Annotated in this window: 25 protein-coding genes; 4 read left to right on the top strand and 21 right to left on the bottom strand. The window is 70.9% G+C overall.

Features of this window, described 5'->3' with window-relative positions:
- Nucleotides 1–13: 13 nt before the first annotated feature.
- Entirely contained in the window at nt 14–910 is an 897-nt protein-coding gene (locus ABFX54_RS37830) for a S66 peptidase family protein (RefSeq protein ID WP_346111565.1), read from the bottom strand.
- Complete coding sequence (locus ABFX54_RS37825; protein WP_346111575.1) at nt 897–1,619, bottom strand: SIR2 family NAD-dependent protein deacylase; 723 nt, start codon at nt 1,617–1,619, stop codon at nt 897–899. The genes ABFX54_RS37830 and ABFX54_RS37825 overlap by 14 nt, the downstream gene beginning before the upstream one ends.
- 45 nt (nt 1,620–1,664) lie before the next feature.
- Between ABFX54_RS37825 and ABFX54_RS37820 the strand changes: the two genes are divergently transcribed.
- A complete protein-coding gene (locus tag ABFX54_RS37820; protein ID WP_346111564.1) occupies nt 1,665–2,549 on the top strand; it encodes a sulfotransferase family protein in 885 nt (294 codons plus the stop codon).
- Here the strand turns inward: ABFX54_RS37820 and ABFX54_RS37815 are convergent.
- The 13 genes from ABFX54_RS37815 to ABFX54_RS37755 form a co-directional block, all read right to left on the bottom strand.
- Nucleotides 2,521–4,407: an ABC transporter ATP-binding protein gene (locus ABFX54_RS37815; protein ID WP_346111563.1), complete on the bottom strand. Its 1,887-nt coding sequence runs from the start codon at nt 4,405–4,407 to the stop codon at nt 2,521–2,523. The genes ABFX54_RS37820 and ABFX54_RS37815 overlap by 29 nt on opposite strands.
- Before the next feature lie 367 nt (nt 4,408–4,774).
- Nucleotides 4,775–5,599 carry an enoyl-CoA hydratase/isomerase family protein gene (locus ABFX54_RS37810; RefSeq protein WP_346111562.1) on the bottom strand — a complete coding sequence of 275 codons (825 nt, stop codon included), beginning with the start codon at nt 5,597–5,599 and terminating at the stop codon, nt 4,775–4,777.
- Nucleotides 5,600–5,723: 124 nt separating this feature from the next.
- On the bottom strand, nt 5,724–5,939 hold the full coding sequence (locus ABFX54_RS37805) for a helix-turn-helix domain-containing protein (protein ID WP_020547488.1): 216 nt from the start codon (nt 5,937–5,939) through the stop codon (nt 5,724–5,726).
- Nucleotides 5,940–6,052: 113 nt separating this feature from the next.
- The gene (locus tag ABFX54_RS37800; RefSeq protein ID WP_346111560.1) at nt 6,053–7,651 is read right to left on the bottom strand and encodes an ABC-F family ATP-binding cassette domain-containing protein; all 1,599 of its coding nucleotides are present in this window, start codon (nt 7,649–7,651) and stop codon (nt 6,053–6,055) included.
- Nucleotides 7,652–7,763: 112 nt separating this feature from the next.
- Nucleotides 7,764–10,343 carry an exo-rhamnogalacturonan lyase family protein gene (locus tag ABFX54_RS37795; protein WP_346111559.1) on the bottom strand — a complete coding sequence of 860 codons (2,580 nt, stop codon included), beginning with the start codon at nt 10,341–10,343 and terminating at the stop codon, nt 7,764–7,766.
- The gene (locus ABFX54_RS37790; protein WP_346111558.1) at nt 10,340–10,948 is read right to left on the bottom strand and encodes a rhamnogalacturonan acetylesterase; all 609 of its coding nucleotides are present in this window, start codon (nt 10,946–10,948) and stop codon (nt 10,340–10,342) included. Before ABFX54_RS37790 ends, ABFX54_RS37795 begins: the two co-directional genes overlap by 4 nt.
- A gap of 2 nt (nt 10,949–10,950) precedes the next feature.
- Nucleotides 10,951–11,865, bottom strand: coding sequence for a carbohydrate ABC transporter permease (locus ABFX54_RS37785; RefSeq protein ID WP_346111557.1), 915 nt, complete (start codon nt 11,863–11,865; stop codon nt 10,951–10,953).
- 11 nt (nt 11,866–11,876) lie between these two features.
- Complete coding sequence (locus ABFX54_RS37780) at nt 11,877–12,854, bottom strand: ABC transporter permease (RefSeq protein ID WP_346111555.1); 978 nt, start codon at nt 12,852–12,854, stop codon at nt 11,877–11,879.
- Between the two features lie 64 nt (nt 12,855–12,918).
- Complete coding sequence (locus ABFX54_RS37775; RefSeq protein ID WP_346111554.1) at nt 12,919–14,352, bottom strand: extracellular solute-binding protein; 1,434 nt, start codon at nt 14,350–14,352, stop codon at nt 12,919–12,921.
- A gap of 119 nt (nt 14,353–14,471) precedes the next feature.
- Entirely contained in the window at nt 14,472–15,101 is a 630-nt protein-coding gene (locus ABFX54_RS37770; protein ID WP_346111553.1) for a YesL family protein, read from the bottom strand.
- Nucleotides 15,102–15,224: 123 nt separating this feature from the next.
- Nucleotides 15,225–15,881 carry a DUF1961 family protein gene (locus ABFX54_RS37765; protein WP_346111552.1) on the bottom strand — a complete coding sequence of 219 codons (657 nt, stop codon included), beginning with the start codon at nt 15,879–15,881 and terminating at the stop codon, nt 15,225–15,227.
- Between the two features lie 489 nt (nt 15,882–16,370).
- Nucleotides 16,371–17,384: a LacI family DNA-binding transcriptional regulator gene (locus ABFX54_RS37760; RefSeq protein ID WP_346111550.1), complete on the bottom strand. Its 1,014-nt coding sequence runs from the start codon at nt 17,382–17,384 to the stop codon at nt 16,371–16,373.
- 164 nt (nt 17,385–17,548) lie between these two features.
- Nucleotides 17,549–18,130: a TetR/AcrR family transcriptional regulator gene (locus ABFX54_RS37755; protein ID WP_346111549.1), complete on the bottom strand. Its 582-nt coding sequence runs from the start codon at nt 18,128–18,130 to the stop codon at nt 17,549–17,551.
- Between the two features lie 59 nt (nt 18,131–18,189).
- Here ABFX54_RS37755 and ABFX54_RS37750 point away from each other — a divergent pair, with 59 nt between their 5' ends.
- Entirely contained in the window at nt 18,190–19,038 is an 849-nt protein-coding gene (locus ABFX54_RS37750) for an NAD(P)H-binding protein (protein ID WP_346111548.1), read from the top strand.
- A gap of 151 nt (nt 19,039–19,189) precedes the next feature.
- On the opposite strand, the gene ABFX54_RS37745 is transcribed toward ABFX54_RS37750, so the two are convergent.
- Entirely contained in the window at nt 19,190–19,846 is a 657-nt protein-coding gene (locus ABFX54_RS37745; protein WP_346111547.1) for an acVLRF1 family peptidyl-tRNA hydrolase, read from the bottom strand.
- A gap of 133 nt (nt 19,847–19,979) precedes the next feature.
- On the opposite strand from ABFX54_RS37745, the gene ABFX54_RS37740 reads away from it, so the two are divergent.
- Together ABFX54_RS37740 and ABFX54_RS37735 are read left to right on the top strand one after the other, a co-directional pair.
- On the top strand, nt 19,980–21,005 hold the full coding sequence (locus tag ABFX54_RS37740) for an EAL domain-containing protein (protein ID WP_346111546.1): 1,026 nt from the start codon (nt 19,980–19,982) through the stop codon (nt 21,003–21,005).
- 179 nt (nt 21,006–21,184) lie between these two features.
- Nucleotides 21,185–22,471, top strand: a complete 1,287-nt coding sequence (locus tag ABFX54_RS37735; protein WP_346111545.1) for an aminotransferase class V-fold PLP-dependent enzyme — start codon at nt 21,185–21,187, stop codon at nt 22,469–22,471.
- A 602-nt stretch (nt 22,472–23,073) separates the two neighbouring features.
- Here the strand turns inward: ABFX54_RS37735 and ABFX54_RS57165 are convergent.
- From ABFX54_RS57165 to ABFX54_RS37710, 5 genes are all read right to left on the bottom strand, one after another.
- A complete protein-coding gene (locus ABFX54_RS57165) occupies nt 23,074–23,742 on the bottom strand; it encodes a histidine kinase (RefSeq protein ID WP_428834616.1) in 669 nt (222 codons plus the stop codon).
- Nucleotides 23,739–24,638: an ABC transporter ATP-binding protein gene (locus tag ABFX54_RS37725; protein WP_346111544.1), complete on the bottom strand. Its 900-nt coding sequence runs from the start codon at nt 24,636–24,638 to the stop codon at nt 23,739–23,741. The genes ABFX54_RS57165 and ABFX54_RS37725 overlap by 4 nt, the downstream gene beginning before the upstream one ends.
- Nucleotides 24,639–24,774: 136 nt before the next feature.
- Complete coding sequence (gene hisG / locus ABFX54_RS37720) at nt 24,775–25,620, bottom strand: ATP phosphoribosyltransferase (protein WP_346111543.1); 846 nt, start codon at nt 25,618–25,620, stop codon at nt 24,775–24,777.
- Between the two features lie 59 nt (nt 25,621–25,679).
- Complete coding sequence (locus tag ABFX54_RS37715; protein WP_020547470.1) at nt 25,680–25,943, bottom strand: phosphoribosyl-ATP diphosphatase; 264 nt, start codon at nt 25,941–25,943, stop codon at nt 25,680–25,682.
- Between the two features lie 243 nt (nt 25,944–26,186).
- Nucleotides 26,187–26,735: a hypothetical protein gene (locus tag ABFX54_RS37710; RefSeq protein WP_346111542.1), complete on the bottom strand. Its 549-nt coding sequence runs from the start codon at nt 26,733–26,735 to the stop codon at nt 26,187–26,189.
- Nucleotides 26,736–26,835 lie beyond the last annotated feature (100 nt).

Genomic DNA, 26,835 nt, shown 5'->3' with positions numbered 1-26,835 from the left:
TGATTCGTCCCTCCTACCTTGCCTGCTCCCCATTCCGGATCGAACCGGTCAGCGAGCACGATTCGGTATCGATAACACCAAGTGCATTCAGCCACACGCTCATCTGCGGTGACCCGTGCCCCACCGGCAACCCGGCCACCACCGGCACCCCGAGCGAGGCCAGCCTGTCTTCCAGCACCGGGTAAGGGTCGCCGCAGCCGACCCACGACCCGAGCGCGATCCCGCGCACGCCGTCGAAGACCCCGGCCTGCAGCAGCTGGGTGAGCATGCGATCGATCCGGTACGGCTCCTCCCCCACGTCTTCGAGGAAAGCGATCCCCCCGGCGAACGACGGCTGCCACCGCGTGCCGCACATCGAGGCGAGCAGCGACAGGTTACCGCCGCGGAGCACTCCCTCGGCGCGCCCCGGAGCAAGCACCCGGTCACCCCGCACGAGCGGCGCGGCCTCGAACAGCGCCTGCCGCATGCTCTCCCAGGTGAGCGGCTCGGGCCCCTCCTCGTCGCCGGCGATGACGTCGCAGGCGGCCATCGGCCCGTGCAGCGTCGCCACGCCCAGTTCGATCGCGAACGCGTTGTGCAGCGCCGTGATGTCGCTCGACCCGAGCAGCACCTTGGGCCCGGCCGCGCGCATGGCGTCCCAGTCGAGCAGGTCGAGCAGCCGCGCCGCGCCGTAGCCGCCCCGGCAGCAGAAGACCCCGGTCACGGCCGGGTCGCACCAGGCGGACTGCAGGTCGGCGGCCCGGTGGGCGTCCTCGCCCGCGAGGTAGTCGAGGCCCTGACGGTCGAGGACGTGCGCGCCCACGACCACCTTCAGGCCCAGCTCCTCCAGCCGCCGGACGCCCCGCCTGAGCAGGACGGCGTTGGGCGGCCCCGAGGGGGCGACGATGGCTACGGTGTCACCTTGCCGCATCGATCAACTCCTTGACGAGCGTGGGTAGTGCCTGGCCGATCGGCTCGTTGATCACCCGGTCGGCGAAGGGGTCGTAGGGGGTGGGCTGGGCGTTGACGATCACCAGGGTGGCGCCGGCGTCGAGCGCCTCGCCGCACAGCCCGGCGGCGGGATGCACGGTCAGCGAGGTGCCCACGGCCAGGAACACGTGGCACGTGCGGGCGGCACGCTGCGCGGCCCGCATCACCTCGGGCTTGAGCGACTGCCCGAACGAGATCGTGTTGGCCTTCTGGATGCCGCCGCAGCTCAGGCAGGGCGGATCGGCCTCGCCGGCCCGCACCCGGGCGAGCACGTCCTCCATGGGCGTGATCAGCTCGCACGACAGGCACTCGGCGCGGCGCATGGTGCCGTGGATCTCGATGACCTTCTCCGGCGAGGACCCGGCGCGCTGGTGCAGCTCGTCGATGTTCTGTGTGACGAGGGCCCGCAGCAGCCCGGCGCGCTCCAGCTCGACCAGCGCCAGGTGGGCGGCGTTCGGCCTGGCGTCCCAGGCGGCGTGATCGAGTCTGGCCCGCCACGAGGCGCGCCTGACCTCCGGGTCGGCGAGGTAGCGGTCGATGCTCGCGTCGGCCTCGGCCTGCGGGTTCTTGGTCCACACGCCTTGGGGGCCGCGGAAGTCGGGGATCCCGGAGTCGGTGGAGACGCCCGCCCCGGTGAGGACCGACACCATCCTTGGCTCGTTCACCTGGCAAACGGTGTCACACTTACCTGTCGTATGCGACTTCCGCCCCACATCCTCGTGGTCAACGGCATCAAGGTCCGCCGCCCGGTCTTTCTGATCGGAGCGCCGCACTCCGGCGCGGACCTGCTGGCCCGTGCCCTGAAACGCTCTCCGGGTTTCCACATGACGATGGGCCGCGCGAGCGTGGCGCACGTGCTGTACGCCTTCGCCCGCAAGCCGTCCATCGCCCGGACGTCCGGCGCCGTGCGCGTCATGCGCGACGCGCTGTCCGAGTCGTGGCAGGTGCTGCCCCGCTCGTGCGGCGACTGCGCGGAGTCGTGCCGGGACGCGGGCGGCGTCACGGGCACGGGCCCGTGCGTGGCCACGAGTGAGGTCACCCGCTTCGCCGACGGCAGCCCCGACCTGCTCTACAGCGTGCCCGTGCTGCTCCAGGCCTTCCCCGACGCCCGGTTCATCCAGCTCATCCGCGACGGCAGGGACGTGGTGGCCGACATGCTGGCCGATCCGGCGTGCCTGGCCTGTTTCAAGCCGGCCATGTTGTCGGAGCACACCGAGTTCCCCAACGCGTTCCTCGGCGTCAACAAGGACGAGCACCTGCAGCGCTGGAAGACGATGCCGGCGGCGGGCAAGAGCGCGCTGCGCTGGCGCAGCGCCGTGCGGATGAGCGCTGAGCTGCGCCGCACGCTGCCCGGGCCGCAGCTGCTGACCGTGCGCTACGAGGACCTGGTCGGCACGCCGCCGCGCGCGGTGGCGACGCTGGCGGAGTTCCTGGAGACGCGGGTGTCGAAGGTCGTCATGTACGACACCGCCGTGCCCAAGGTCGGCGCCTGGCGCACCCGGCTGCGCCGCGAGGACCTGGAGCTGGTGGAGAAGGTGGCCAGGGAGGAGCTCACGCGGCTGGGCTACCGGAAGAACTGAACTGGGTGCGGTAGAGCTCGGCATAGAGCCCGCCGCGCGCCAGCAGTTCCTCGTGCCGGCCGCGCTCGGCGATCCGGCCGTCGTGGACGACGAGGATCTCGTCGGCCTCCCTGATCGTCGAGAGCCGGTGCGCGATGACCAGTGACGTGCGGCCCTCCAGCGCCGTCTTCAGCGCCACCTGCACCGCGGCCTCGGACTCCGAGTCGAGATGGGCGGTGGCCTCGTCGAGCACGACCACCCTGGGCGCCTTCAGCAGCAGCCTGGCCAATGCCAGCCGCTGCTTCTCGCCGCCGGACAGCCGGTAGCCGCGGTCGCCCACCACGGTCTCGAGACCGTCGGGCAGGCCGGCGATGAGCGGGCCGATCTGCGCCGCGTCGAGCGCCTGCCAGATCTCCTCGTCGCTCGCCTCGGGCCTGGCGTAGCGCAGGTTGGCGGCGATCGTGTCGTGGTAGAGGTGGGCGTCCTGCATGACCACGCCGACGGTGTCGCGCAGCGAGCCGAGCGTGGCGTCGCGCACGTCGAGCCCGTTGATCCTGACCGCGCCCTCGTTGACGTCGTAGAGCCGCGACACCAGCGAGGTGATCGTGGTCTTGCCCGCGCCGCTGTGGCCGACCAGCGCGATGAGCTGCCCCGGCCGCGCCGTGAAGGACACGCCCTCCAGCACCGGATGGGACGGCCCCGTGTCCTGCCTGGCCACCGACTCCAGCGAGGCCAGCGAGACCTCCTCGGCCGCCGGGTAGCGGAAGCGCACGTCGTCGAAGTCGATCGTGACCGGGCCCTCGGGCACCGGCACCGCGCCGGGCCGCTCGGCGACCATGGGCTTGAGGTCGAGGATCTCGAAGACGCGGTCGAAGCTCACCAGCGCGGTCATCACGTCGACGTGCACGTTGGACAGCGAGGTGAGCGGGCCGTAGAGGCGCATGAGCAGGGCGGCCAGCGCCACCAGGGTGCCGAGCTCGAAGGCGCCGGAGACGGACAGGACGCCGCCGATCCCGTAGACGAGGGCGGTGGCCAGTGCCGCGATCAGGCCGAGCGCGACGCGGAAGACGGTGCCGTACATGCCGACGGTCACGCCCACGTCGCGCACCCGGGCGGCGCGGGCGCCGAAGACCGCGGCGTCGTCCTCGGGCCTGCCGTAGAGCTTGGCGACGGTCGCGCCCGCCACGTTGAAGCGCTCGGTGGTGACCGAGCTCATCTCGGCGTCGAGCTGCATCTGCTCGCGGGTCAGCGCCGACATGCGGCGGCCGACGTATTTCGCGGGCACGATGAAGATCGGCAGCAGCACCAGCGCGACCAGCGTGACCTGCCACGACAGCGCCAGCATCGCGCCGAGCACCAGGACCAGGCTGACCACGTTGGCGACGACCGAGGACAGCGTGCTGGTCAGGGCGCGCTGGGCGCCGATCACGTCGGTGTTGAGCCGGCTGACCAGCGCGCCGGTCTGGGCGCGCATGAAGAAGGCCACCGGCATGCGCTGCACGTGGTCGAAGACCTCGGTGCGCAGGTCGTAGATGAGGCCCTCGCCGATGCGGGCGGAGAACCAGCGCTGCGCCAGCGTCAGCCCGGCGTCGACCAGCGCGAGCGCGGCGATGGCCACGGCCAGCCAGACGATCACGGCGGGCCGCTTGGGCAGGATGCCGTCGTCGATGATCGCCTTCATCAGCAGCGGGTTGGCGACCACGATCACCGCGCCGGCCACGACGAGCGCGAGGAACGCGGCGATCTGCTTCGTGTACGGGCGCGCGTAGCCCGCGATGCGCCGGACCGTGCCCGGCCGCAGCCGCTGTTTGGTGACCGAGCCGTCGCGCCGCAGGGACGCCATCGCGCTCGGGCCGAAGCCCCCACCCATCATCGCCATGCGGGAGATCCCCCTTTCCTCCGCACGGACAGCGCCGCCGGGAGGCCCGGGGATTCCCGGCTCCGCTCACCGCGAAACCGGCCGCCGGAAAGCCTCCCTTCTCCGCGCGGCCCCCTGAGGCACGCTGAGCCGTTTTCCGGCCCCGCCGTCAGTCGTACCCGCCTTCGAGCCCGACCGGCGGCCCAGGGGCACCACAGCCCCGCACGACCGGCGGCAGCGCCGGCGCCTGAGTGACGAATCAGCCCGACCGCCTCAGAAGCACCGAACCAGCCTCAAAGCCGCGAATCAGCCCCGACCCCGCCCAAGAGCGCTGAGCCGCGGATCAGCCCGATCAACCATGTCAGCCGGATCTGTCGGATCGGCCCGATCAGCCGGATCGGCCGAAGAGTGCCTTGATGCGCGCGGCCTGCTCGATCCCCTCGGCCACACTCTGCTCCTCCAGGGTGCGTGCCTGCGCCCCCTGGAGGAGCCGCTTGGTCGCCACAGCCGCGTCCCGGTTCGTCGACAGCAGCTGCGCGGCCTTGTCCTTCACCGCTTGATCCAGGTCGCCCCCGGCGACCACTCTCTCCGCGAGGCCGATGCGCATGGCCTCTTCGGCGTGCACGGTCCTGGCGGTCAGGCAGATGTCGATCGCCTTGGCCAGGCCCACCAGCTCGACCAGGGGCTTGGTCCCCGTCAGGTCGGGCACCAGGCCCAGTGCGGGCTCTTTCATGCAGAACGAGACGTCTTCGGCCACGATCCGCAGGTCACAGGCGAGCGCGAGCTGGAATCCCGCACCGATCGCGTGCCCCTGCACTGCGGCGATGGAAACGATCTCCGGGCGGCGCAGCCACAGGAACCCCGCTTGGGCCTGTCTGATGCGCTGCTCGAAGCCGGTGTCCCCGTCTGCGGCCACCGAACTGAACGAGCCCTGTCCGGGCACCCCCTCGGATGTGAACGTTCGCAGGTCTATCCCTGCCGAGAAGGACGGTCCCTCACCTTTCACGACGACGACGCGTACCTGCTCGGGCAGGTTCTCGCCGATGCGAGCCAGTTCCGACCATGTCGCGAACGTTTGTGCGTTGCGCTTTTCCGGCCGGTCCAGCGTGATCGTCGCTATCTCACCGTCCACCTCGTAGCGGACCCCGTTCTGCGCCGAGGCAGAGCCGTCGTCCGCGTTCCCCCCGCGCTGTCGCGCCTGCGCTTCCGCCATCGCCCGCTCCCTTTGTCCGGAGTGCTGACCGTCGCGCCCGAGCTTACAGAATATGATTCTGGCTCGGGCGCGACGGCGGCTGACTAGGGACGGGCGGCTGCGGTCGCACGTTCCGAGGCGGCCGTCAGCGCTTGGACTTGCCTCGGGTCGCCCCGCCGCGTCCGCGCAGAGTCACACCGGACTCGCTGAGGATGCGGTGGATGAACCCGTAAGACCGACCGGTCGAAGCGGCCAGGGCGCGGATGCTTTCGCCCGCGGCGTAGCGCTTCTTGAGATCGCCGGCCAGTTTTTCCCGGTCGGCCCCGGTGACCCGGGTGCCCTTCTTCAGTGTCTCGGCCACGAGTACCTCCTGTAGTGCCGGACTTCCGCAGCGTTACTCCGCCATGATCAGTCATTTCAGCGGGATCGGCTACCTACTCCACGGGAAAAGATCCGTACCCACTCAAATTAAGATCAGGCAAGTGCCACAAGATCGGAAAATTCGGCGCTCCATGCGTCTTCAGTTCCGTCAGGTAGCAAGATCACCCTATCCGGTGACAGGGCGTCAACGGCACCCTCGTCGTGGGTGACTAGGACGATTGCTCCTGAATACGACCTCAGAGCGTTGAGGACCTGCTCCCTGCTGACCGGGTCGAGGTTGTTCGTGGGCTCGTCGAGCAGCAGCACGTTGGCACTGGAGAGCACCAGCATGGCCAGCGCCAGCCGGGTCTTCTCGCCGCCGGACAGCACGCCCGCGGGCTTGTCGACGTCGTCGCCGGTGAACAGGAACGAACCGAGCACCTTGCGCAGCTCGGTGTCGGTGAACCCGCCGCCGGCCGAGCGCATGTTCTCCAGCAGGGTGCGGCCCGGGTCGAGGGTCTCGTGCTCCTGGGCGTAGTAGCCGATCTTGAGGCCGTGGCCGGGGCGCAGCTCGCCCGTGTCGGGCTGCTCGATCCCGCCCAGCAGGCGCAGCAGCGTGGTCTTGCCGGCGCCGTTGAGCCCGAGGATGACGACCCTGTGACCTCGGTCGATGGCCACGTCGACGTCGGTGAAGACCTCCAGCGACCCGTAGGACTTGGACAGGCCCTCGGCCATGAGCGGGGTGCGCCCGCAGGGCTGGGGGTCGGGGAAGCGCAGCCGGGCCACCTTGTCGGCCTTGCGCTCCTCCTCGGTGCCGGACAGCAACCGGTGCGCGCGCCGCATCATGTCCTGGGCGGCCTTGGCCTTGGTCGCCTTGGCCCGCATCTTGTCGGCCTGCGCCAGCAGCGCCCCCGCCTGCTTCTCGGCGTTGGCCCGCTCGCGCTTCCTGCGCTTCTCGTCGGTCTCGCGCTGGGCGAGGTAGGCGTTCCAGCCGACGTTGTAGTGATCGATCACCGACCGGTTGGCGTCCAGGTGGAGCACCTTGTTGACCGTGGCTTCAAGAAGGTCGACGTCGTGGCTGATGATCACCAAGCCACCCTGATGACTGCGCAAAAAATCGCGAAGCCACCCGATTGAGTCCGCATCTAGGTGGTTTGTCGGCTCGTCGAGAAGGAGAGTTTCCGCTCCGCTGAAAAGAATTCGCGCCAATTCCACGCGCCTGCGCTGACCGCCGGAAAGCGTTTGCAAGGGCTGCCCGAGCACCCGGTCGGGCAGGCCGAGACTGGAGGCGATGGAGGCCGCCTCCGACTCGGCCGCGTAGCCGCCGAGCACGTGCATCTGATCTTCGAGCCGGCCGTAGCGCCGCACGGCCTTCTCCCTGGTGCGGTCGTCGGCGGACGACATCCCCAGCTCCGCCTCGCGCAGCTTGCGGATGACCTCGTCGAGCCCGCGCGCGGACAGGATGCGGTCGCGGGCCAGCACCTGGAGGTCGCCGGTGCGCGGGTCCTGGGGCAGGTAGCCGACGCTGCCGGTGGTGGTGACGCTGCCCGCGGCGGGCAGGCCCTCGCCCGCCAGCACCTTGGTGAGCGTCGTCTTGCCCGCGCCGTTGCGGCCGACGAGCCCGATCTTGTCACCGGGGTTGACCCGGAAGGTGGCCTTCTCGATGAGCAGGCGCGCGCCCGCGCGCAGTTCGATATCATTCGCAATGATCATGGTGACCGGTACACTCCCGAGGTAGGAAACGAGGATTGGGCGTGCGACGCCGGTCAATCGGGAGCATGCATACCGATCAGTGTAGGGCCCCTGGAAGGGGCCCCACCTCTCCTTAACGTGCCGTGAGGTGCTTGCCGATCAGCACCAGGTTGTGAATGGCGGCCAGCCCGTACTGCGCGGCGCTGTTGGTGCTGACGAACGCCGCCTCGTGCACCGGGTGCGGCACCCGCGGGCCGTCCACCAGGGTCAGCTCCCAGTTCTCCTGGTGTTGCAACGGGTTGCGGTTGAGCTGGTCGCCCTCCCCCAGGCGGAACTTGCGCCACGCCCAGGCGGCCAGCTCGGCGTCCCCGGTGCGCGCCGCCGCGTACGCCGTCAGCCTGCTGTGCGCCTGGATCAGCGAGATCCCGCTGAGCCGCTGCCCCGTCTCCGCCTCCTGCTGCTCCGGCGGGGCCAGGTAGAGGCGGCAGTACTCCAGCCAGGCCCGCTCGAAACCGGGCACGTCCAGGTCGAGCGCGATCAGCTCCGCGCACATCTCCGGCAGCCCGAACAGCGACGACAGATGCGAGATCGAGATCTGGTCACGGCTCGTGTCGAACCGGCCGGTGTCCAGATCCATCCTTCCCTCGCCGGTGAGGAAGCGGCGCGGCATCGCGCCGATGTCGGCCATCGTGCCGAGCAGCCGGTCCCTTGCCCGCTCGTCCCCGTGGCGCTCCCAGCGGGTCAGCCAGGCCGCCGCCAGCGAGCCCCAGTCGGTGCCGAGCCCGACCGACAGCGCCGAGCGGTCCGGGGTGTAGACGTCCTCGCGCACCTTGCGCTGCGGGTCGATCACCAGGAACGTCTCCTCGGGGACGCTGAGCTCGTCCATGAGGTCGCCGGTGCGCTCGTCGGCCGTCAGGTAGTAGTAGAAGCGCCGGTAGGCGGCGTTGGAGATGCGCAGCTGCTTGCAGCTGCAGCCCCAGTGCTGCACGTTGTGCCGGCTGCCCAGGCCCTTCCACCTGCCGAGGTGATAGACGTCCACCTCGCCGGTGTGGCGGCACATGGCCTCGGCGAAGCGGAAGACGTCGGCCCGTCCCGTGCGCAGATACTGCAGCCACAGCCACAGGTCGGGTGACAGCTCCGAGTTGTCCCAGGCGTAGCCGCCGATGTCGTAGCGCCAGGTGTGCCGGTCGGGGTCGTAGGTGTGCATGACGTCGCCGTAGTCCCAGAACCCGTACCAGCGGCGCTGCTCGCGTTCGCGTTCGTACAGGTCGAACAGGAAGTCCAGCCGGTCCTCGATCTCGGCGTGCGCGGGCGTGGAGCGGTCGGGCAGGCCCCAGACGCCGAACACGTCCGCCTCGCGCACGCGCTCGGGGCTCGCGGTGAGCAGCGCGGGCGCGTTCATCGCGGCGGCGTGCGCGGCCAGCTCGTCGGCACTGGGCGTGGCGTCGTGGGCGCGCAGGCTCAGCTCGTGCGTACGCGCGATGCCCTTCGGATCGCCGAACCCCGGCTCATAGTCCTCGTACGTGATCTCCAGCCCTTCGAGCTGCTCCTCGAAGGTGTCCTGGCCCATGCCGTCGTGGTAGAAGCGCAGGTCCATGGCCGGGGCGGACGGCGACCAGAGCCAGATCGTCGCGGTGGCCACGTCGGTGGCGGCGTTCCTGACGTCCAGGCGGGTGGGGTGCAGCCGCCAGAAGTCGCGCAGCCCGAAGCCGAGGCCGCCGCTGACGCCGCCGACGTAGCCGTAACCGGCCGAGCGGGTGCCGGCCGGGATCGTCACCCAGCCGTGGCCCTCCTTGGTGCGCTTGCGCAGCGTGTAGCCGTCGGCGGAGGTCTGGTCGAGGGTGTAGTCGCCCCATGTGGGGATGAGGTGCAGCCGCCGGGCGACCTCGGGGTCCAGCTCGCCGGCCGGGCGGCCCTCGACCTGGGCGCGGCGCGCGGCCTCGCCGGGGTCGCGGCGCAGGCCGGTCAGACCGCGGACGGCCTCGGCCAGGAAGCCGTCGCTCCCGGCCAGGCGCACGTGCCGGTCGTGCGGTTCGTCGCGCATGACGACGTCCGCGCTCAGGCCGAGCCCGGCCAGGAAGTCGCGCTCGGGGTCGCCGTCCCAGATGAAGGTGTGCAGGATCCGCACCTGCTCGGCGCCGGCGTAGAAGTAGAGCCGCACGGTGAAGGGCAGCCAGTCGCCGTGCCGGCCCTCCAGCCGGACCACGGCGCGCACGGGGCCGTCCTGCTCGACGGTGACGCTCTCGACGACGCCCGCGGACCGCTCCCTGGCGGCGTGGCCGTCCTCGTCGGGGGTGGGCCCGCTCTGGCGGAGGCTGACCAGGCGGACGTTCCTGGCGATCTCGCGGCTCCCGCGCGAGATCGAGCGGGCGACGGTGCCGCCGCCGATCGTCCAGGTGACGACGCCGGTGCCGACGCTCAGGTCGTCGCCCTGCCGGGTCACGGTGACGGCGCCGGCTTCCGGGACGGCTGCCTCTGCCATGGGCTCCAGCCGGTAGTGCCCGGAGTGCGCGCCCGCGCCGGCGGCGTGGGCGGACCACTTGACCGAGCCGTCGGGCCAGGTGGCGGTGACCCAGCTCTGCACGGGCACCTGGCGCCCGCCGGCGTCCGACAGCGCGAACGCCGTGCCCCGCTCGACCGCGCCGCGTGGCCACGGGACGCCCCAGGTCACTCCTTGGTCTCCGGGACGATCCAGCCAGCGCAGCTCGGTCATGCGATCTCCTTCAATCCTTCGGCGACGATCGCGGCCACCTCGTCGGCGCCGCGAAAGCGGAAATGGGTGTCGTCGGCCACGCCCTCGGGATAGAGCGGGTGCGCCCCGGGCGGGAAGTGGGTGAACAGGGCCTTCGAGCCCTCGGGGCCGAGCCGTTCGTACAGCTCGGTGGTGGCGGCGGTCAGGTCGATCAGCGGCACGTCCTCGGCGGCGGCCAGCTCGCGTACCTGGTCGGGGTAGCCGCCGTGCGTCGGGACCAGCCGCGCGCCGTCGAACCTGCGCCGCTGCACCGGCGTGCACAGGACGGGGAGCGCGCCCGCCGCGCGCGCCTCCGCGACGAAGGCGCGCAGGTTGTCGCGGTAGGGCAGCTCCGGCTCCTTCTGGTCGTTGTGCCCGAACTGGAGCACGGCGACGTCGCCGGGGACGATCTCGCGTACGAGCGCCGCCCAGAGCCCCTCCTCCCGGTGGCTGGCCGTGGTGGCGCCGCCCTTGGCGAAGTTGCGCACGGGAACGCCGGCGTACGCTCCCAGCTGCGCGCCCCACCCGGACATCGGCGCCTCGTGCGCCGGGCAGGACGCGACCGTCGAGTCCCCGGCCAGCAGCACGCTCACTCCTTGACGCCTCCGATCAGCACGCCCTTGGCGAAGTGCTTCTGCAGGAACGGGTAGAAGAACAGGATCGGCAGCGTCGCGATGACGACGACCGCGAACTTCAGGCCCTGCTCGGGCGGCACCCAGGTCCGGTCCATCTGGGACAGCGCCGCCGCGGCGTCGGTGTTGGTGAGCTGGCGGACGAGGATCTGCAGCGTCCACTTGTTCGGGTCGCTGATGTAGAGCAGCGGCGACATGTAGTCATTCCAGATCGCCACCGCGTAGAACAGCGAGAACGTCGCGATGATCGGCTTCGACAGCGGCAGCACGATCTTGAAGAAGACGCCCATCTCGTTGCAGCCGTCGATCCGCGCCGCCTCCTCCAGCGCCTGCGGCAGTTCCTGGAAGAAGCTCTTGACGATGATCAGGTAGAACGGGTTGATCGCCAGCGGCAGGATCAGCGCCCAGTAGCTGTCGAGCAGCCCGAGGTCGCGCACCACCAGGTAGGTGGGGATCATGCCGCCGGTGAAGACCATCGTGAAGATGACCAGGTTGAGCACCAGCGTGCGGCCCGGCAGATACCGCTTGGCCAGGGGGTAGGCCATGGTGAAGGTCAGCAGCACCTGCACCACCATGCCGACCGCCGTCACGATCACGGTCGTGAGCAGGGCGCGGACGAAGGTGGGGGTGGCGAAGATGTACTCGTACGCCTCCGTGACGATCTTGTGCGGCCACAGGAAGAACGGCCGGGTGGAGATCTCGGCCTCGTTGGCGAGCGAGCCGGCCAGCACGTACAGCAGCGGCAGCACCGTGATCAGCGCCAGCCCGACGAGCACGATGACGTTGAGCGCGTCGAACACCCGGCCGCCGAGCGAGCTGTTGTTGTCGACCTTGAGCTTGGCCGGCTTCTTGGTCTCGGTCATGGTGGACATGTCCGGCCTCCTCAGAACAGTCCCCGCTGGCCGAGACGCTTGGCCAGCCAGTTGGAGCCGAAGATCAGGATGACGCCGGCGACGCCCTTGAACAGGCCGACGGCGGTGGAGTAGCTGATCGCGCCGTTCTGGATGCCGGCGTAGTAGACGTAGGTGTCGAACACGTCGGCCACCGAGCGGTTCAGCGACGTGGTCATCAGCCAGATCTGCTCGAAGCCGGTGTCCAGCAGGTTGCCCGAGGCCAGGATCGCCATGACCACGACCGTCGGGCGGATCGCGGGCAGCGTCACGTGCCAGAGCTGGCGGAAGCGGCCCGCGCCGTCCATGCGGGCGGCCTCGTACAGGTTGGGGTCGACCCCGGCCAGCGCGGCCAGGTAGATGATGGTGCCCCAGCCGGTCATCTTCCACAGCTGCTGCAGGATGATCAGGGGCCGGAACCACTCCTCCTGCGCCATGTAGTCGATCTTCGCGGTGTCGCCCAGGATGTCGCGCATCCAGCCGGACAGCACGCCGAAGTCGGCCGCGAACAGCACGTACGTCAGCGACGCGACGATCGTCCAGGACAGGAAGTGCGGGATGTAGATGAGCGACTGGATCGAGCGCTTGAGGATGTTGAGCCGCAGCTCGTTCAGCAGCAGCGCGACGATGATCGGCGCGGGGAAGACGATGAGGATGTGCAGCAGCGCCAGGAAGAGCGTGTTGAACATCAGCCGCCCGAAGTCGGGGCCGGAGAACAGCTCCTCGAAGTGCTTCAGGCCGACCCAGGGGCTGCCCGAGTAGCCGAGGAACGGCAGGAAGTCCTGGAAGGCGATGGTCACGCCGTACATCGGCAGGTACTTGAAGATGACGAAGTACGCCAGGCCCGGCACGAGCATCAGGTAGAGCCAGCGGTAGCGCAGCACCGCCGTGCGCAGCGGGACCTTGTCGGCCCGGCGCTTCTTCGCCTTGGGCGCCGCCTGCGAGGGAGGCGTCGCCAGGTCGGTGGCCACAGCGGCCTCCTTTCGTATGAGGGGCCCGGCGGGTGTCCGGGCCCCTCAGGCGAGCGGTCGGTGACTACTTGGGCAGCTTGCTGAGCAGGTCGTTGATCTCGGCCACGATCTGGGTGCCGCCGCCGTCGTACCAGCGCTTGATCTCGCCCTTGAGCTGCTCCTCCGTGATGGCGCCCGACAGGAACTTCACCCGGGCGTCGGAGACGATCGTGTCGATCTGCGGGCCCCGCTGGACCTGCGTGGGGGCGACCACGGGCAGCGCCACGTTGTGCACGGCCGTCTTGAGGTCCTCCTCCATGAGCTTCTTCTGCAGCGCGACCATGTTCTGGTACGGCTCCTCCGGCGGAACCCGCTGGTAGGCGATGCCGCCGATGTCGACCGAGCCCTTGGTGCCGAGCTGGATGAAGGCGTCGTCCACGTTGTCCTGGACGGTCTTCACCGCGGGGTCGTCCACGTTGATCAGCGTGGCGGTGTCGCCGTTGTCGACCTTGAAGTTGCGCCCCTCGATGCCGTTCTGCAGCAGGACCTGGCCCTCCTTGGTGGCCAGCTTGTCCAGCGTCTTCAGCACGTTGTCCAGCTCGGCCTCGGTCCGCACGCTCTGCTTGGAGATCGCCAGCGAGTCGGCGTAGCCGGTGAACGGGTAGGAGAACTTCTGGCCGTCGGCCTTGGCCAGGTTGCCGACCATGGCGACCTTGTCGCCGTAGTCCTTGTCACCCTCCTCCCTGAACAGGTCGAGGACCTGGCGGGAGCGGATGTTGACGTCGATGATCATGCCGCCCTTGCCCTGGTGGAACGGCTCGTTCCACTTGGCCGAGTCGAGGGTGGCGAAGTCGGGGTTGACCAGGCCCTCGTCGACCATCTTCTTCAGCCACTTGTTGGCCTCGATGAACTCCGGCGTGTCGAACCCGGGCACGACCTTGCCGTCACGCTCGCCGTAACCGTTGGGGGCGCCGAACCAGGTCTCGATCACGTCGTACGGGCTGGCGCTGGCGTAGTTGCCCGGCCACTTCGGGATGATGAGGCCGTAGGTGTCCTTCTTGCCGTTGCCGTCGGGGTCCTTCTCCGTGAACGCCTTGGCGATCTGGTAGAAGTCGTCGATCGTCTTGGGCTCTTCGAGGCCGACCTTCTTCAGCCAGTCCTTGCGGATGACGATCGCCGAGCGCAGCAGGGGCCGCATCCGGTAGAGGCCGTAGATCTTGCCGTTGATGGAGGAGTTGAGCGCCGTACGCGCGTCAGCCGGCTTCAGGTTCGGGTACTTGTCCAGCTTGTCGGTCAGGTCCCAGAACGCGCCCGCCTGCGCCGACTTGACGAACGCCGGCAGGTGCGGGTCGACCACCACGACCTGCGGGATGTTGTCCGAGGCCAGGGTGACGTTGAGCTTCTCGGTGTACTCGGCGTTGGGGACCCAGGTGACCTTGATCTTCTTGCCGACGAACTTCTCGATGGCCTGCTGCAGCTCGCCGGTCGGTTCGGGGGCCGTGCCGAACAGCTTCGACATGAACGTGATCGTGTTCGGATCGGATTGAGGCGCGTCGCCACCGCCCGAGCAGGCCGAGGCGGTGAGAGCGGCCGTTAGCGTTAACACACCGGCAAGAAGCCGACGGCGACGGGATGCGCTCATGAGTTCCCTTTCGAATGCAGGCGCGCCTCGTTCTCCTCGAAGAAGCGCAGGCAGAGCCACGTGTTGAGATAGATCCACGCGCCGAAGCTGATCATCGGCGCCAGGATCGGCGCCACCGAGGTCGCGAAGGCGATGGCTGAGAGCGCTAGCAGCAACAGCACGGACGAAGCCGGACGCATCAGCGCTAGCTGCGCCGCCTTGGGCCAGTAGGCCCGCAGCGGCAGGTCGTAGTGCGCGTAGAGCGGCCCCACGTACGCCCCCACGCCGGCCAGCGCGATGAGGGCCACGAAGGTCGCGATCCTCGGCACCCCCATGCTGGGCCCGAGGGCGGAGAAATAGAGGTAGTTGCCGATCAGCACGACGGCGGCCAGCGCCCCCGGCAGGACCAGCAACGAGGCCCGGGCGAATTCCCGCCGGTAGACGGTCCAGAATTCGCGCCAAACCTGAAACGTTTCATTACGAGCATGCCGCCGGGCCAGCGTGTAGCCGGCCACGGTGGCGGGCCCGACCCCCAGAACCACGCCTCCCGCGAGCGTGAAGGCAAGCCAGGCGAGGTTCAGCCGGACCGCCCAGATGAGCTCTGAGCAGGCAGCTTGAAACCTGATCGACATGGCGGGATGGTTCATCCGGCACCACCTTCTCGTGGCATGTGCACGGATACGGGGGTGGAGTATTGCACCGTGGTTCCTGCCCAGTTACAAGCGAGTGAACGGCGGTTGGTGCGAAATTAGTGTTGAATCGACTCAAAGTCAATGACGGGACACGCGGAGATTTGCGTACTCTCCGATCAGCGGAGCCATCTGCCGGAACCCGATCTTGCCTCCTGCCAGGGCGGAACCGCCGATCGAGCCGTCGTCCCGCCACCTGAACGAGACCAAATCGTTGATTGCGAAGCTCACCAGTCCCCCCTTGACCTCCAGCCGCACGGCGTAGGGCCCGTCGGCGTCCAGCACTCCCGGCAGCGGGTCCGGCCCCTGGGCGACCAGGTGGAACCCATGGCTCTTGCGCAGGTTGCAGGTGTGCAGGGCGCGCTCGGAGGCCCACATGCGGCGGAAGTAGGACACGTGGTAGGCGTCGATGTCGCCGTGGTGGTACTGCTCGTACGGGCCGTCACGGGTGCTCAGGGCCGGGTCGAACAGATCCTCGCCGTTCCTGCCCCCGGCGTGGAAGAACATGATCGCCAGCCCCGGCTCCCTGACCGGCCAGAACTCCCACTCGATCCGGATGCCGTCGGGGAACTCCTCAGGGCACCACAGCACCAGATTCGCCGCCTGACCTTCGGCGGGGGCCCGCCGGCTCTCCAGCCGCATCCGGCCCTGCGGGAACGACATCGCGCCGTCCCCCTCCATCCGGAACCCGGCCAGGTCGTCGGGGGTGGCGAGGGGGTTACGGTAAATCTCACCCACGTCAGCTCCTCCTGTTCAACTTTGCCGCCGAACGTAGTACACCCGCCCGTGTTGTGCTCTTCGCGGAGGGCGTGCTGGGACTGTGTGGGAGTTTTGGTGTGGTTTGGCCATCCTGCGCGTAAGGCTGGCCTTGGTGGCGTGTCTTCCCAGGTGAAGCGACGTGCTGATCGCCGTACGCGTTGCGCCGGGCCCCTCCGCACACCTTCTCACCGACGCGGCGCGCCCAGGTGCGAAGGCGTGCTGAGGGGGTGCCGAGAGTGCGCGCGCCGGGAGGGCCGGCGCGCCGGAGACACCGGAAGGGTGGACGTGCTGAGGACGGGCGACACACCGACCTTCCCGCACCCCGCGCGCGCCGCGACGGCGAGAAGGCGCCGAAGGGGCCCGGCGCAACGCGTACGGCAACCGGCACACCCGTTCGCCTGGGGAAACGTGCGACCCAGCGCGACCCGGCCGGACGCAGGTCAGCCCACACCGGCACGGCGACCGGCGTCAGCGGCGAAAAGCGCTGGATTCTCGGATCACCAGGTCGGGCTGGAAGATGACCTGACGATGCCGATGCTGTTCGGGCTCGGCCACCTCCTCCAGCAGCAGGTCGATGGCCGTACGCCCGAGCAGTTCCCGGGGCTGGCGCACCGACGACAGCGGCACGGCCGCCGCGGCGGCGAAGTCGATGTCGTCGTACCCGATGATGGCCAGATCCTCGGGCACGCGCAGCCCGTGGGAGGCCATCGCCTGTAAGAAGCCGAGCGCCATCATGTCGTTGGCGCAGAAGGCGGCGGTCGGCCGTTCGTCGGCGGGCAGGGCGGCGACGCGTTCGCCGATCGCGCGGCCCTCGGCCACGGTGAGTGCCGGCGCCGTGGAGGTGAGCAGTTCGACGGCGCCGTCGGCGGCGGCGACGGCGCTGATCACGCCCGTGTGCCGGTCGGCCACCTGTTTGATGGACGGCGGCCCGCCCACGAACATGATGCGCCGGTGCCCGCGTTCGATGAGGTGCGCGCCGGCGATCTGCCCGCCGAGCCGGTCGTCGACGGCCACCGAGCACTGGAGCCCGGTCGCGGGGCTGTCGACCAGCACCACGGGGGTGCCGCGGGCGATCAGCTCCTCCAGCCAGGGGGTCTCCATCTCGACCGGGGTGATCAGTATGCCCATCACCCGCTGCTGTTCGAGCTGGTCGAGGTGGCGCCGTTCGCGGCCGGGGTCGCCGGCGCTGTTGCAGAGCACCACCATGGTGTCGTGGTCGTCGGCCACCGCTTCGGCGCCCTGGGCCACGTCCACGAAGAACGGGTTGGACACGTCGAGCACGACGAGCCCGACGGTCCTGCTGCGGCCCACCCGCAGGTGGCGGGCCACCTCGTTGCGGACGAACCCGAGTTTCTTGATCGCTTCGAAGACGCGTTCCCGCGTGGCCGGGGACACGATCTCCGGGCGGTTGAGCACATTGCTCACCGTGCCCACTGAGACGCGCGCCAGCTGCGCGACCTCCTTGATGTTCCTGGTCGCCATCGATCCTCACGAGGCCGTGCTGCTGAAAGTGCGGGATCCGCCGCCCGGGACGCCGGGAGGAGCGCCGGAAGGGGGGCGAGACACGCTGGATACGGCGTACCGCAGAGGCGGTCCGCCAAGACTTCGGCTCATCATAGCGGCATTCAAGATTTTTTTGAATCGTCTCAACGACTCGGTGCGGGGGTGGCCGCTCCCGCCTTCATCCCGTCGAGCATCAGCCGCAGGTAGCGGCCCGGGTCTGCGGCCACCGGCGCGGGCAGGTCCTCGGGGTGGCAGGTGAAGACGTTCAGCAGGCTGATGAGGTCCTCAACGCCGACGTCCCGGCGCATCGTCCCCTCGGCCTGCGCCCGGCGTACGAGGTCGTCGAACCGCTCCACCCACCGCGCCCGCACCCTCGCGAACTCGGTACGGTCCGCGATCACGTCGTCCGGCAGCACGGCCAGCGCGGTGGACAGCGCGGCGCGGCCCGGCTCGGCGACCCAGGAGACGAAGTCCCAGATCGCGCTCCAGGCGTCGGCGGAGCCGTGGTCGGCGGCGTCGAGGGCGTCCGCCATCGTGTGGATGTAGTGGTCGCCGACCGCCGCGATCAGGGCGTCGCGGTCGGGGAAGCGGCGGTAGAGCGTGCCGACGCCGACACCGGCGCGCTTGGCGATGGCCTCCATGGGCGCGCCAACGCCGCGCTCGGCCACGACTTCGGCCGCCGCCTCGACGATCTTGCCCAGGTTCCGCCTGGCGTCCGCGCGCACGTACGACCTCCAAGTGGACGATCAGATTCCGTTTAGTGTACCGTCCAGATAACCGGAATATGAGATTCCATTTATGCGGGAGGTTCCTGATGATCGTGGTCACCGGCGCGACCGGCTCCATCGGCCGCGCGCTCGTCACGCGGCTGGGCGGCCACGAGGTGCTGGCGGCCGTCCGCCGTCCCGCCGGCGACCTCGGCAGCCCGTACGCGCCGGCCGACCTCGCCGAACCCGAGACGATCGGCGCGCTGCTCTCGCCCGGCGACCGGCTCTTCCTCAACAGCTCACTCTGGCCCGGCGTCGTGGACGCCCACCGCGCCGTCATCGACCTGGCCGCCAAGGCGGGCGTCGCGCAGATCGTCACGGTGTCGGTACGGGACGCCGCCCCCGGCGGCAGGCTGGGCCTGGGCATGCACGGCCTGATCGACGCCCACCTCACCGAGTCCGGCGTGCCGTGGGCCGCCCTCCGGCCGAGCGGCTTCATGCAGAACCTGCCGGGCGACTTCGAGGGCGGCACGATGTACGGCTCGTACGGTTCCGGCCGGATCAGCTACATCGACGCCCGCGACATCGCCGACGTGGCCGCCACCTTGCTGACCTCCCCCGTCGGGCCCGGCCGCGCGTACGTGCTGACCGGTCCCGAAGCCCTGTCGCCCGACGAGATCGCCGCCGAGATCGGCCGGGTTCTGGGCCGTTCGGCACGGTACGTGGACCTGCCCGTCCCTGAGCTGGCCGGCCGCCTGGAGCGTCAGGGCATGCCGCGGGAGCTCGCGCTCGACCTGGCCGAGCTGCAGGCGCAGACGGGTGACGGGAGCTGGGCGCCGGTCACGACGGAGGTCCGGGACGTGACCGGGCGACCCCCTCGCACCCTGGCCGATTTCCTCGCCGACCACGCCGCCGCCTTCTCCTGACCTCGCGCACGAGGCCGACTGCTTCGGTCCCCACCCGGGTCGCACGTTCGCCCAGGTTGATCACCGAACGCGTCGCACACCTTCGCACACCTTCTCGCCGACGCGGCGCGCCGAAGGCGCCCTGAGGAAGCCGAGGAAGCCGAGGAAACGGTCAGGCGGGGTCGACGACGCGGATGCGTACCGCGCGGAACAGGGCGGGCGTGTCGCGCAGGACGGCCAGTCGCGGATCGGGCACCACCAGGAACGGCTCCCGCTCCAGCGCCAGCAGCGGCGCCACCCGCCGATCCGGCCTCAGCGCGTCCACCGCCCTGCGGTCGCCGCCGAGCATCACCCCGTCCAGCAGCCCCAGGTGCGGGGTCAGCACCCGTACCGCCGTCTCCACCGCGTCGTCGTACGCCTGAGCGGCCTGGTTGCGCCGCCGCCTGGCGAAACGCTGCTGCGACCACCCGCCCGCCGCCGCGCGCCCCTGCACCAGCCGCGCGCCGACCTTGGAGGTCACCAGCGCGCCGCCCTGGAACACCCCCGCCGCGTAGCCGCCGAGCCGTACCAGGAACACCCCGACCCGCCGCTCGGCGCGGGCGTGCGCGACGAGGCGGGTGACGTGCGGCGGGCCGGGCGGCGTCATGGGCGGGAACGGCACGTGCAGCTCGGCCACCGCGCCGTCGGCGGCCACCAGCCGCACCGCCCGCTCGTCACCGGTGGCGGAGAAGGGCCCGTGACGCCCGGCGAACCCGTCGATCCACGGATGCAACCGCTCCGGCGGCACCGTGACCCACCGGCCGCCGCCCCTCGCCGGACGCGCGCTCATCCCCGAAGATTAGCCAACACCCTCGGCGGACGCCCGGGGCGCTCGCGCCGTAGCGGGGAACCCTAACCGAAATGTCGGTAAATTCTGTTTCGTGGGGCTTCTGGGGCGGCGGTGACGGGAGCACCATCTGTACGTGTCCTCCCTGCTCACGAGTCCCATGGTGGATCTCGATACCGGTGCCGTCATCGCGCACCCCGCCACCGTGGACGCCACCGGCTCACTCAGGGCGGCGCCCCTGCCCATGATCATCGAGCTGCCGGTACGGACGGTGCTGCCGGGGGCCGGCACGCTGGCGCCCCTGCACGAGGCGCTGCGGAGGGCGGGCCGGCATCCGCGCGAGGCCATCCTCCTGCTCACCGGGGCGTGCCAGGACCAGGACAGGCCGCTGCTCAAGGTGGGGCTCGACGGGCTGCGCACGATCGGCTACCTGCTCGGCTTCGCCGGCGTGGGCTCGGGCGGCCCGGCGCTCGACCTGGTCGCGGAGGCGGCCCCGTACGTGCTGGCCCTCGATCCCGACGTGGTGGCGCGCGTTCCGGCGGATCACCGGGCGACGGCGGTGGTGCGGGCGGTGACGTCGCTGGCGCGCGACGTCGGCGCGCACGTGATGGCGGGCGGCGTGCATCGCGAGGCGCAGGTGGCGGTGCTCCGCGGCCTGGGGGTACGGCTCGCGCACGGACCCCTGCTCGCCCCGGGCCCCGACGGCAAGGTACGCGTGCCGCTGCCGGTCGCGGACGGGTCGCCCGCGGCGATCATGCTCGGCCCCCGGGTGCAGGAGATGCTGCTGCCGGCCGTGACCCTGCCGGCGGAGGCGAAGGCGGAGGAGGCGGTGGCGGCCTTCGGGCACGAGCCGACGATCACCAGCGTGATCCTGGTGGACGAGTTCCAGCGGCCCAAGGGCAGCCTGGACCGCAGCCGGTTCCTGCTGTCGTTCGCGGCCCGCTACGGCCACGCCCTGCACGGCTCGAAGCCCGCCCAGCGCCTGGCCGACCCGCCGCGTACGGTACCGCGGACCACCCCGGCGATCGCGGCCATGCGGGCGGCCGGCCGTGACGCGGCCCGCGTCTACGACGACCTGGTGGTCACCGACGAGCTGAACCGCTGCCTCGGCATCGTCCGCGTCTCGGACCTGATCAGACAGGTGAGCGCGATCCGCACCTGACAGGTCCCAGGCGGCCGAGCGCGATCCGCCTGACAGCCCCCCGCACGCCCGAGCGCGATCCGTGTCAGACGATCCCGAGGCGCGACGGCGATCCGCGGCCGACGATCTCCGTGCGTTCCGGACCGTGCGACCGTGATCCGCGGCTGACAAACGCGGGGCGGCCGGGATAGGAAGTAATCATGCTGAACAGACGGACCCTGCTCGGCGCCGGGGTGTTGTCCGGGGTCGCGGCGTGCACGGCGGACTCCCCCAAGCCGAAACCGGCCGCCACGGCCTTCGACCCGGCCGACTGGGCCTCCGTCAGAGCCCAGTTCGCCCTCGACCCGGCCGCCGCGCACTTCGCCGCGTTCGTGCTGGCCCCTGCCCCGGCCCCGGTCAGGCAGGCGATCGCGGCGCACCGCGACGCCCTGGACGCCGACCCCGAGTACACCCCGCCCGGCGGCGAATTCCCCGACACGACCGTGCGCGAGGCCGCCGCCCGTTACCTGGGCGCCGAGCCGGGCGGGATCGCGCTGACCGACAGCACCACGATGGGCCTCGGCCTGCTCTACACCGGTCTCGGCCTGCGCCAGGGCCAGGACGTGCTGACCACCGAGCACGACTTCCTGGCCACCCACGAGGGCCTGCGGCTGATGGCCGCGCGCACGGGCGCGAAGATCCGCAAGGTCAAGCTGTACGACGACCCGGCCCGCGCCTCGGCCGACCGCATGGTGTCGGCGATCAAGGAGGGGCTGGGCCCCCGCACCCGCGTGGTGGCGATCACCTGGGTGCATTCGAGCACGGGCGTACGCGTGCCGGTGCGCGCCGTCGCCGACATGCTGGCCGAGGCGAACCGGGGCCGCGACGAGCACGACAGGGTGCTGCTGTGCGTGGACGGGGTGCACGGCTTCGGCGCCATGGCCGACGGCGTGGCGGACCTGGGCTGCGACTTCCTGGCCAGCGGCACGCACAAGTGGCTGTTCGGGCCGCGCGGCACGGGCATCGTGTGGGGCCGCGACTGGGGGCCGGTGGCCCCGATCGTGCCCAGTTTCAGCGCGGCGGCGTTCAACGCCTGGCAACTGGGCGGCGAGCCGACGGGCAACACGGCGGATCTGGTCACGCCCGGCGGCTACAAGGCGTTCGAACACCGGTGGGCGATGCCGCAGGCGTTCGCGTTCATGACCTCGATCGGCAAGGACCGCGTCCAGCAGCGCACGCAGGAGCTGGCCACCAGGCTGAAGGCGGGGCTGGCCGGGATCTCCCACGTCACCCTGGCCACGCCGCAGGCGCCGGAGCTGTCGGCGGGGCTGGTCTGCTGCGCGATCACCGGCATGCCGCCGCTCCAGGCGGTGGAACGGCTGCGCGCGAAGAAGGTGCTGACCAGCGTGACGCCGTACAGCCACTCGCTGCTGCGCTTCGGCACGAGCATCGTGACGACGCCCGAGCAGGTCGATCTGGCGATCAAGGCGGTCGAGGAGCTGGTGTGAACGAGGCCGAGCCGTACGGGCCGCTGATCGGCACCCGGGTACGCGTGCTGACCCGGAACGTGTGAGGCGAGTCCGGCCCGTACCCGCGGCGGGCGAAGGTGATCGAGAAGGTGGTGCGCGAGCACGACCCCGACGTGGTCGCACCGCAGGAGTGGGCGGGCCAGTCACTCGGCTACGAGCACGCCGCGTCGTACGACGGGAGCGACGGGAGCGACGGGAGCGACGGGAGCGCCCAAGGCAGCGGGAGCGGCGGGAGCAGCGGGGACGGCCAGGGCAGCCGGGCGGCGGGGGCGCCGGCGCTGGGTCCGCTGATGGGGCCGCGTGCGCGGTGCTGTCGCGCTGGCCGGTCACGCGGCGGGAGGAGCGCCGCCTGCCGGGCGGTGCGAACCCCGGCAGCGCCCTGTTCTGCGAGCTGGCCGGGCCGCGCGGCCCGTTACAGGTGTTCAGCGTCATCATCGGCGCGTTCCGGCTGGACGAATCGGGCGCGCGGCAGGAGCAGGTCCGGGCGCACCCCAGGCTCAGACCACTACGCCGTCCTCGCCGAACTCCGCTACCGACCGCAGCCCCCACCGTCCGTCCAGCCCCCGATCGTGGAGCCGCCGTCAACCGCGCCAGCACCGTGCGAGCGACGCGGGGGGCGGGCGCATGGGCGGCATGGGGGCGGCGCGTGGGCAGCGTGCGGTCAGAGCCAGCCCTGGGTTCTGGCGCGCTGGACGGCCTCGATGCGGTTGCGGGCCCGGGTCTTCTGGATCGCCGCCGACAGGTAGTTGCGGACCGTGCCCTCCGACAGGTGCAGCCGCCCCGCGATGTCGACGATCGTCGAACCGTCGGCCGCCGCGGCCAGCACGTCCGGCCGGCTCGCTCTTGAGCACGATCAGCGACAGGCTGTGGCCGAGCAGGTCGCGCAGGTCGCGGGCGATGCGCAGCCGCTCCTCGGCGGCGGCCGGCCGGGCCACCTCGTCCTGGGCCCGGTGCAGCTCGACGGTCAGCGTCCTGGTGTTGCGGACGCTGATGAACAGCACGCCGAGGGTCACCACCTGCATCTCGGTGGCCAGCGGCACGGCCGAGCCCATCATGGACGAGGCCAGCGCCCCGTAGGCGGCCATCGACACCATGAGGATCACGTTGCAGCCGAGCCCTGAGCCGTCGGTCTGGTCGCCGTAGATGTTGGCGTTGATCAGGTACAGCGCGACGGGGAAGGCGATCACGAAGATGAGGTAGCGCCGGTTGCGCAGCAGGCGCACGATGTCGGCCCTGGCGAAGTGGATCATGGGACCTCCCGGGCGAGCTGGAGGAAGGCGGCTTCGAGGTCGGCGCCGGTGAGGGTCAGGCCGCGTACGTCGAGCGCGGTGCCCCGGTAGAGCCCGTCGAGGGTGGCGTCGGTGTCGGAGGTGTGCAGGGTGGCCGTGCCGGCGGCGATCTCCACGGCGGTGACGCCGGGCAGCCGGTCCAGCCCGGCGGCGGGCTGCTCGCCGAGGGCGAAGCTCACGGCGTGGCCGCCCGCGTCGGCCTTGATCTGGGCGGCGGTGCCGTCGGCGGCCAGCCGCCCCTTGGCGATGACGATCACCCGGCCGGAGTGCTCGTCGGCCTCCTCCATCTGGCGGGTGGCGAACAGCACGGTCCTGCCGCCGGCCGCCTGGTCGTGCATGCTCGCCCAGAACCGCAGCCTGGACTCCACGTCCATGGCCGCGGTGGGCTCGTCGAGCAGCAGGATCCTGGGCGCGCCCGTGACGGCCAGGGCGAACCTGACCCGCTGGGCCTGCCCGCCGGGCAGCTTGCCGGCCCGCCGCCCGGCCAGCTCGGTCAGGTCGGCGAGGCCGAGCAGCTCGTCGAGGGCGAGCGGGTACGGGTGGAGCCGGCGGACGAGGTCGATGAGCTCTTTGACGGTCAGCTCGGGGATGAGCGCGCCGTGCTGGAGCGTGGCCCCCATCCGACCGGCCCTGACCGCCTCGGCCGGGGTACGGCCGTGGACGCGGACCGCGCCCGAGGAGGGCGGCAGCAGGCCGAGCAGCAGGTTGACGGAGGTCGGCTTGCCGGCGCCGTTGGGCCCCAGCAGGGCCACCGTGGTGCCGGGCTCGATGGTGAGCGAGAGGTCGTCGGCGGCGAGCACGGCCCCGTAGTGCTTGCTGACGTGGTCGAACTCGACCGCGTTGGAGGAGGATCGCATGCCTCGAACGCTATGGCGGGGCGGGCGGCCGGCATCAGTGTGATCCCTCCGCCGTTGACGGTGACGTTTGTCAGATCACCCGCCCCCGGCGGCCCGGTCGCCGGGTCCGGATCACGCCCGCCCCGCCCGAGCTGCGTCAGAGGCGGCAGGCGTAGATGTCGGTGACCAGGATGGCGCGCGCGCCGATGTCCCAGAGCTTGTCCATCACCTGCTGGTGGCCCTTGCGCCGGACCATGGCGCGCACGGCGACCCAGCCCTCGCGGTGCAGCGGGGAGACGGTGGGCCCCTCCATGCCGGGAGTGAGCGCGATGGCCTCCTCGATGCGCTCGGCCCGGATGTCGTAGTCCATCATCACGTAGTCGCGGGCGTGCACGACGCCCTGGAAACGGCGGACGAGCTGCTCGACGCCCTGGGTGTCGGGCACGGCCTGCCGCTTGATCAGCACCGCCTCCGAGCGCATGATCGGCTCGCCGAAGACCTCCAGGCCGACGTTGCGCAGCGTGGTGCCGGTCTCGACCACGTCGGCCACGGCGTCGGCCACGCCGAGCCGGATCGCGGTCTCGACGGCTCCGTCGAGCTTGATGACGCGGGCGTCGACGCCCTGGTCGGAGAGGTATTTCTCAAGCAGGCCGGCGTAGGAGGTGGCGATGCGCCGGCCGTTGAGGTCGGCCGCCGAGGTCATCGCGCCGGCCGTGGTGGCCAGCCGGAACGTGGAGTCGCCGAAGCCGAGCGGCATGATCTCCTCGACCGGGGCACCGGAGTCGATCAGCATGTCGCGGCCGGTGATGCCCACGTCGAGGGTGCCCTCGCCGACGTAGACGGCGATGTCGCGCGGGCGCAGGAAGAACAGCTCGCAGCCGTTGGCCTCGTCGACCACGAAGAGCTCCTTGCTGTCACGGCGCGAGCGGTAGCCCGCCTCTTTCAGCATGCTCTGGGCGGCCTCGCTGAGCGCGCCCTTGTTGGGTACTGCCAGACGCAGCATGTCAGGTCCTTACGTGTGTCTCGCTTCCGTCATCTCCGGGTGCCGGGCGCCTGGGCGCCCTAGAGATGCTTGTAGACCTGGTCGAGGCCGATGCCCTTGGCGATCATGAGCACCTGAACGTGGTAGAGGAGTTGCGAGATCTCCTCGGCGGCCCTGTCGTCTGACTCGTGCTCGGCCGCCATCCAGCTCTCGGCGGCCTCCTCGACGACCTTCTTGCCGATGGCATGGACGCCGGCGTCGAGCGCGGCCACGGTGCCCGAGCCCGCGGGCCGGGTCCGGGCCTTCTCTGACAGCTCGGCGAACAGCTCTTCGAAGGTCTTCATGATCTCTCTCGTCGGTCGGCTGCGTGCCTGATAAGCCTAGTCTGCGTCATGGGGTGGCGCCGCCCCGCGTCCGCCACGCGAGACGACGCAAGACAGCGCGAGCCGACATGAAACGACCCGGCCGGACGTACGCGGGCCGACGCGCACGTACACCCGGCCGGAAACGGCGCTGCCCGCCGCGCCTCGGAAGGCACAGCGGGCAGCGTCGTGATATGTCGCGGTGTGTCGTGTCGTCAGGCGCGGTCAGCGCTCGAAGCGGCGCCCCGAGTTGCGGCGGAAACCACCGTTACCGCCGCGGTCGTCCGGACGCCCGGCGCCGCCGCCGGCGCGGTAGCCGTCACGCGGCGCGCGCTCGTCGGAGCGAACCCCGCGCTCGCGGTCGGCCGAGAAAGGCCGGCCACGGTCGGAGGCGTAGCGGCCGCCCCGGTCGTCGGGACGGTAGCCGCCGGTGCGCTGACCGCGGTCGTCCTGCCGGAACGGGCGGCCGTCGGGGCGGCTGTCACGGCGGCGGTCGTCGCCGACCGGACGCTGCTCCTGCGTACGCCCGAACGGCCGACCGCCCGCGTCGTGCCGGCGCGGACGCCGGTCGTCGCCGGAGGTGAAAGGACGGTCGCCGTCCTCGTGCCGGCGCGGACGCCGGTCGTCGCCGGGGCCGAACGAGCGCTCGCCGTCGTCGTGCCGGCGCGGGCGGCGCTCACCGTCGAAATCCCGGCGGCCCCGCCGGCCCCTGCGCTCGGACGAGCCGCCCTCGCGGCGCGGGCGCAGCGGCTTGCGGACGTCGGGCTCCCACACGGGAACGGCCTCGCCGCTCGGCGTGCGGGCCCCGGGGGCCCCGGGGGGGGGGGGGGGGGGGGGGGGGGGGGGGGGGGGGGGGGGGGGGGGGCGGGTGGTG

This window comes from Nonomuraea maheshkhaliensis, from assembly GCF_039529435.1.
Taxonomy (GTDB): domain Bacteria; phylum Actinomycetota; class Actinomycetes; order Streptosporangiales; family Streptosporangiaceae; genus Nonomuraea; species Nonomuraea maheshkhaliensis.
The sequence above is the reverse complement of the archived record's forward strand: the minus strand, read 5'-3'. Positions and strand labels throughout refer to the sequence as shown.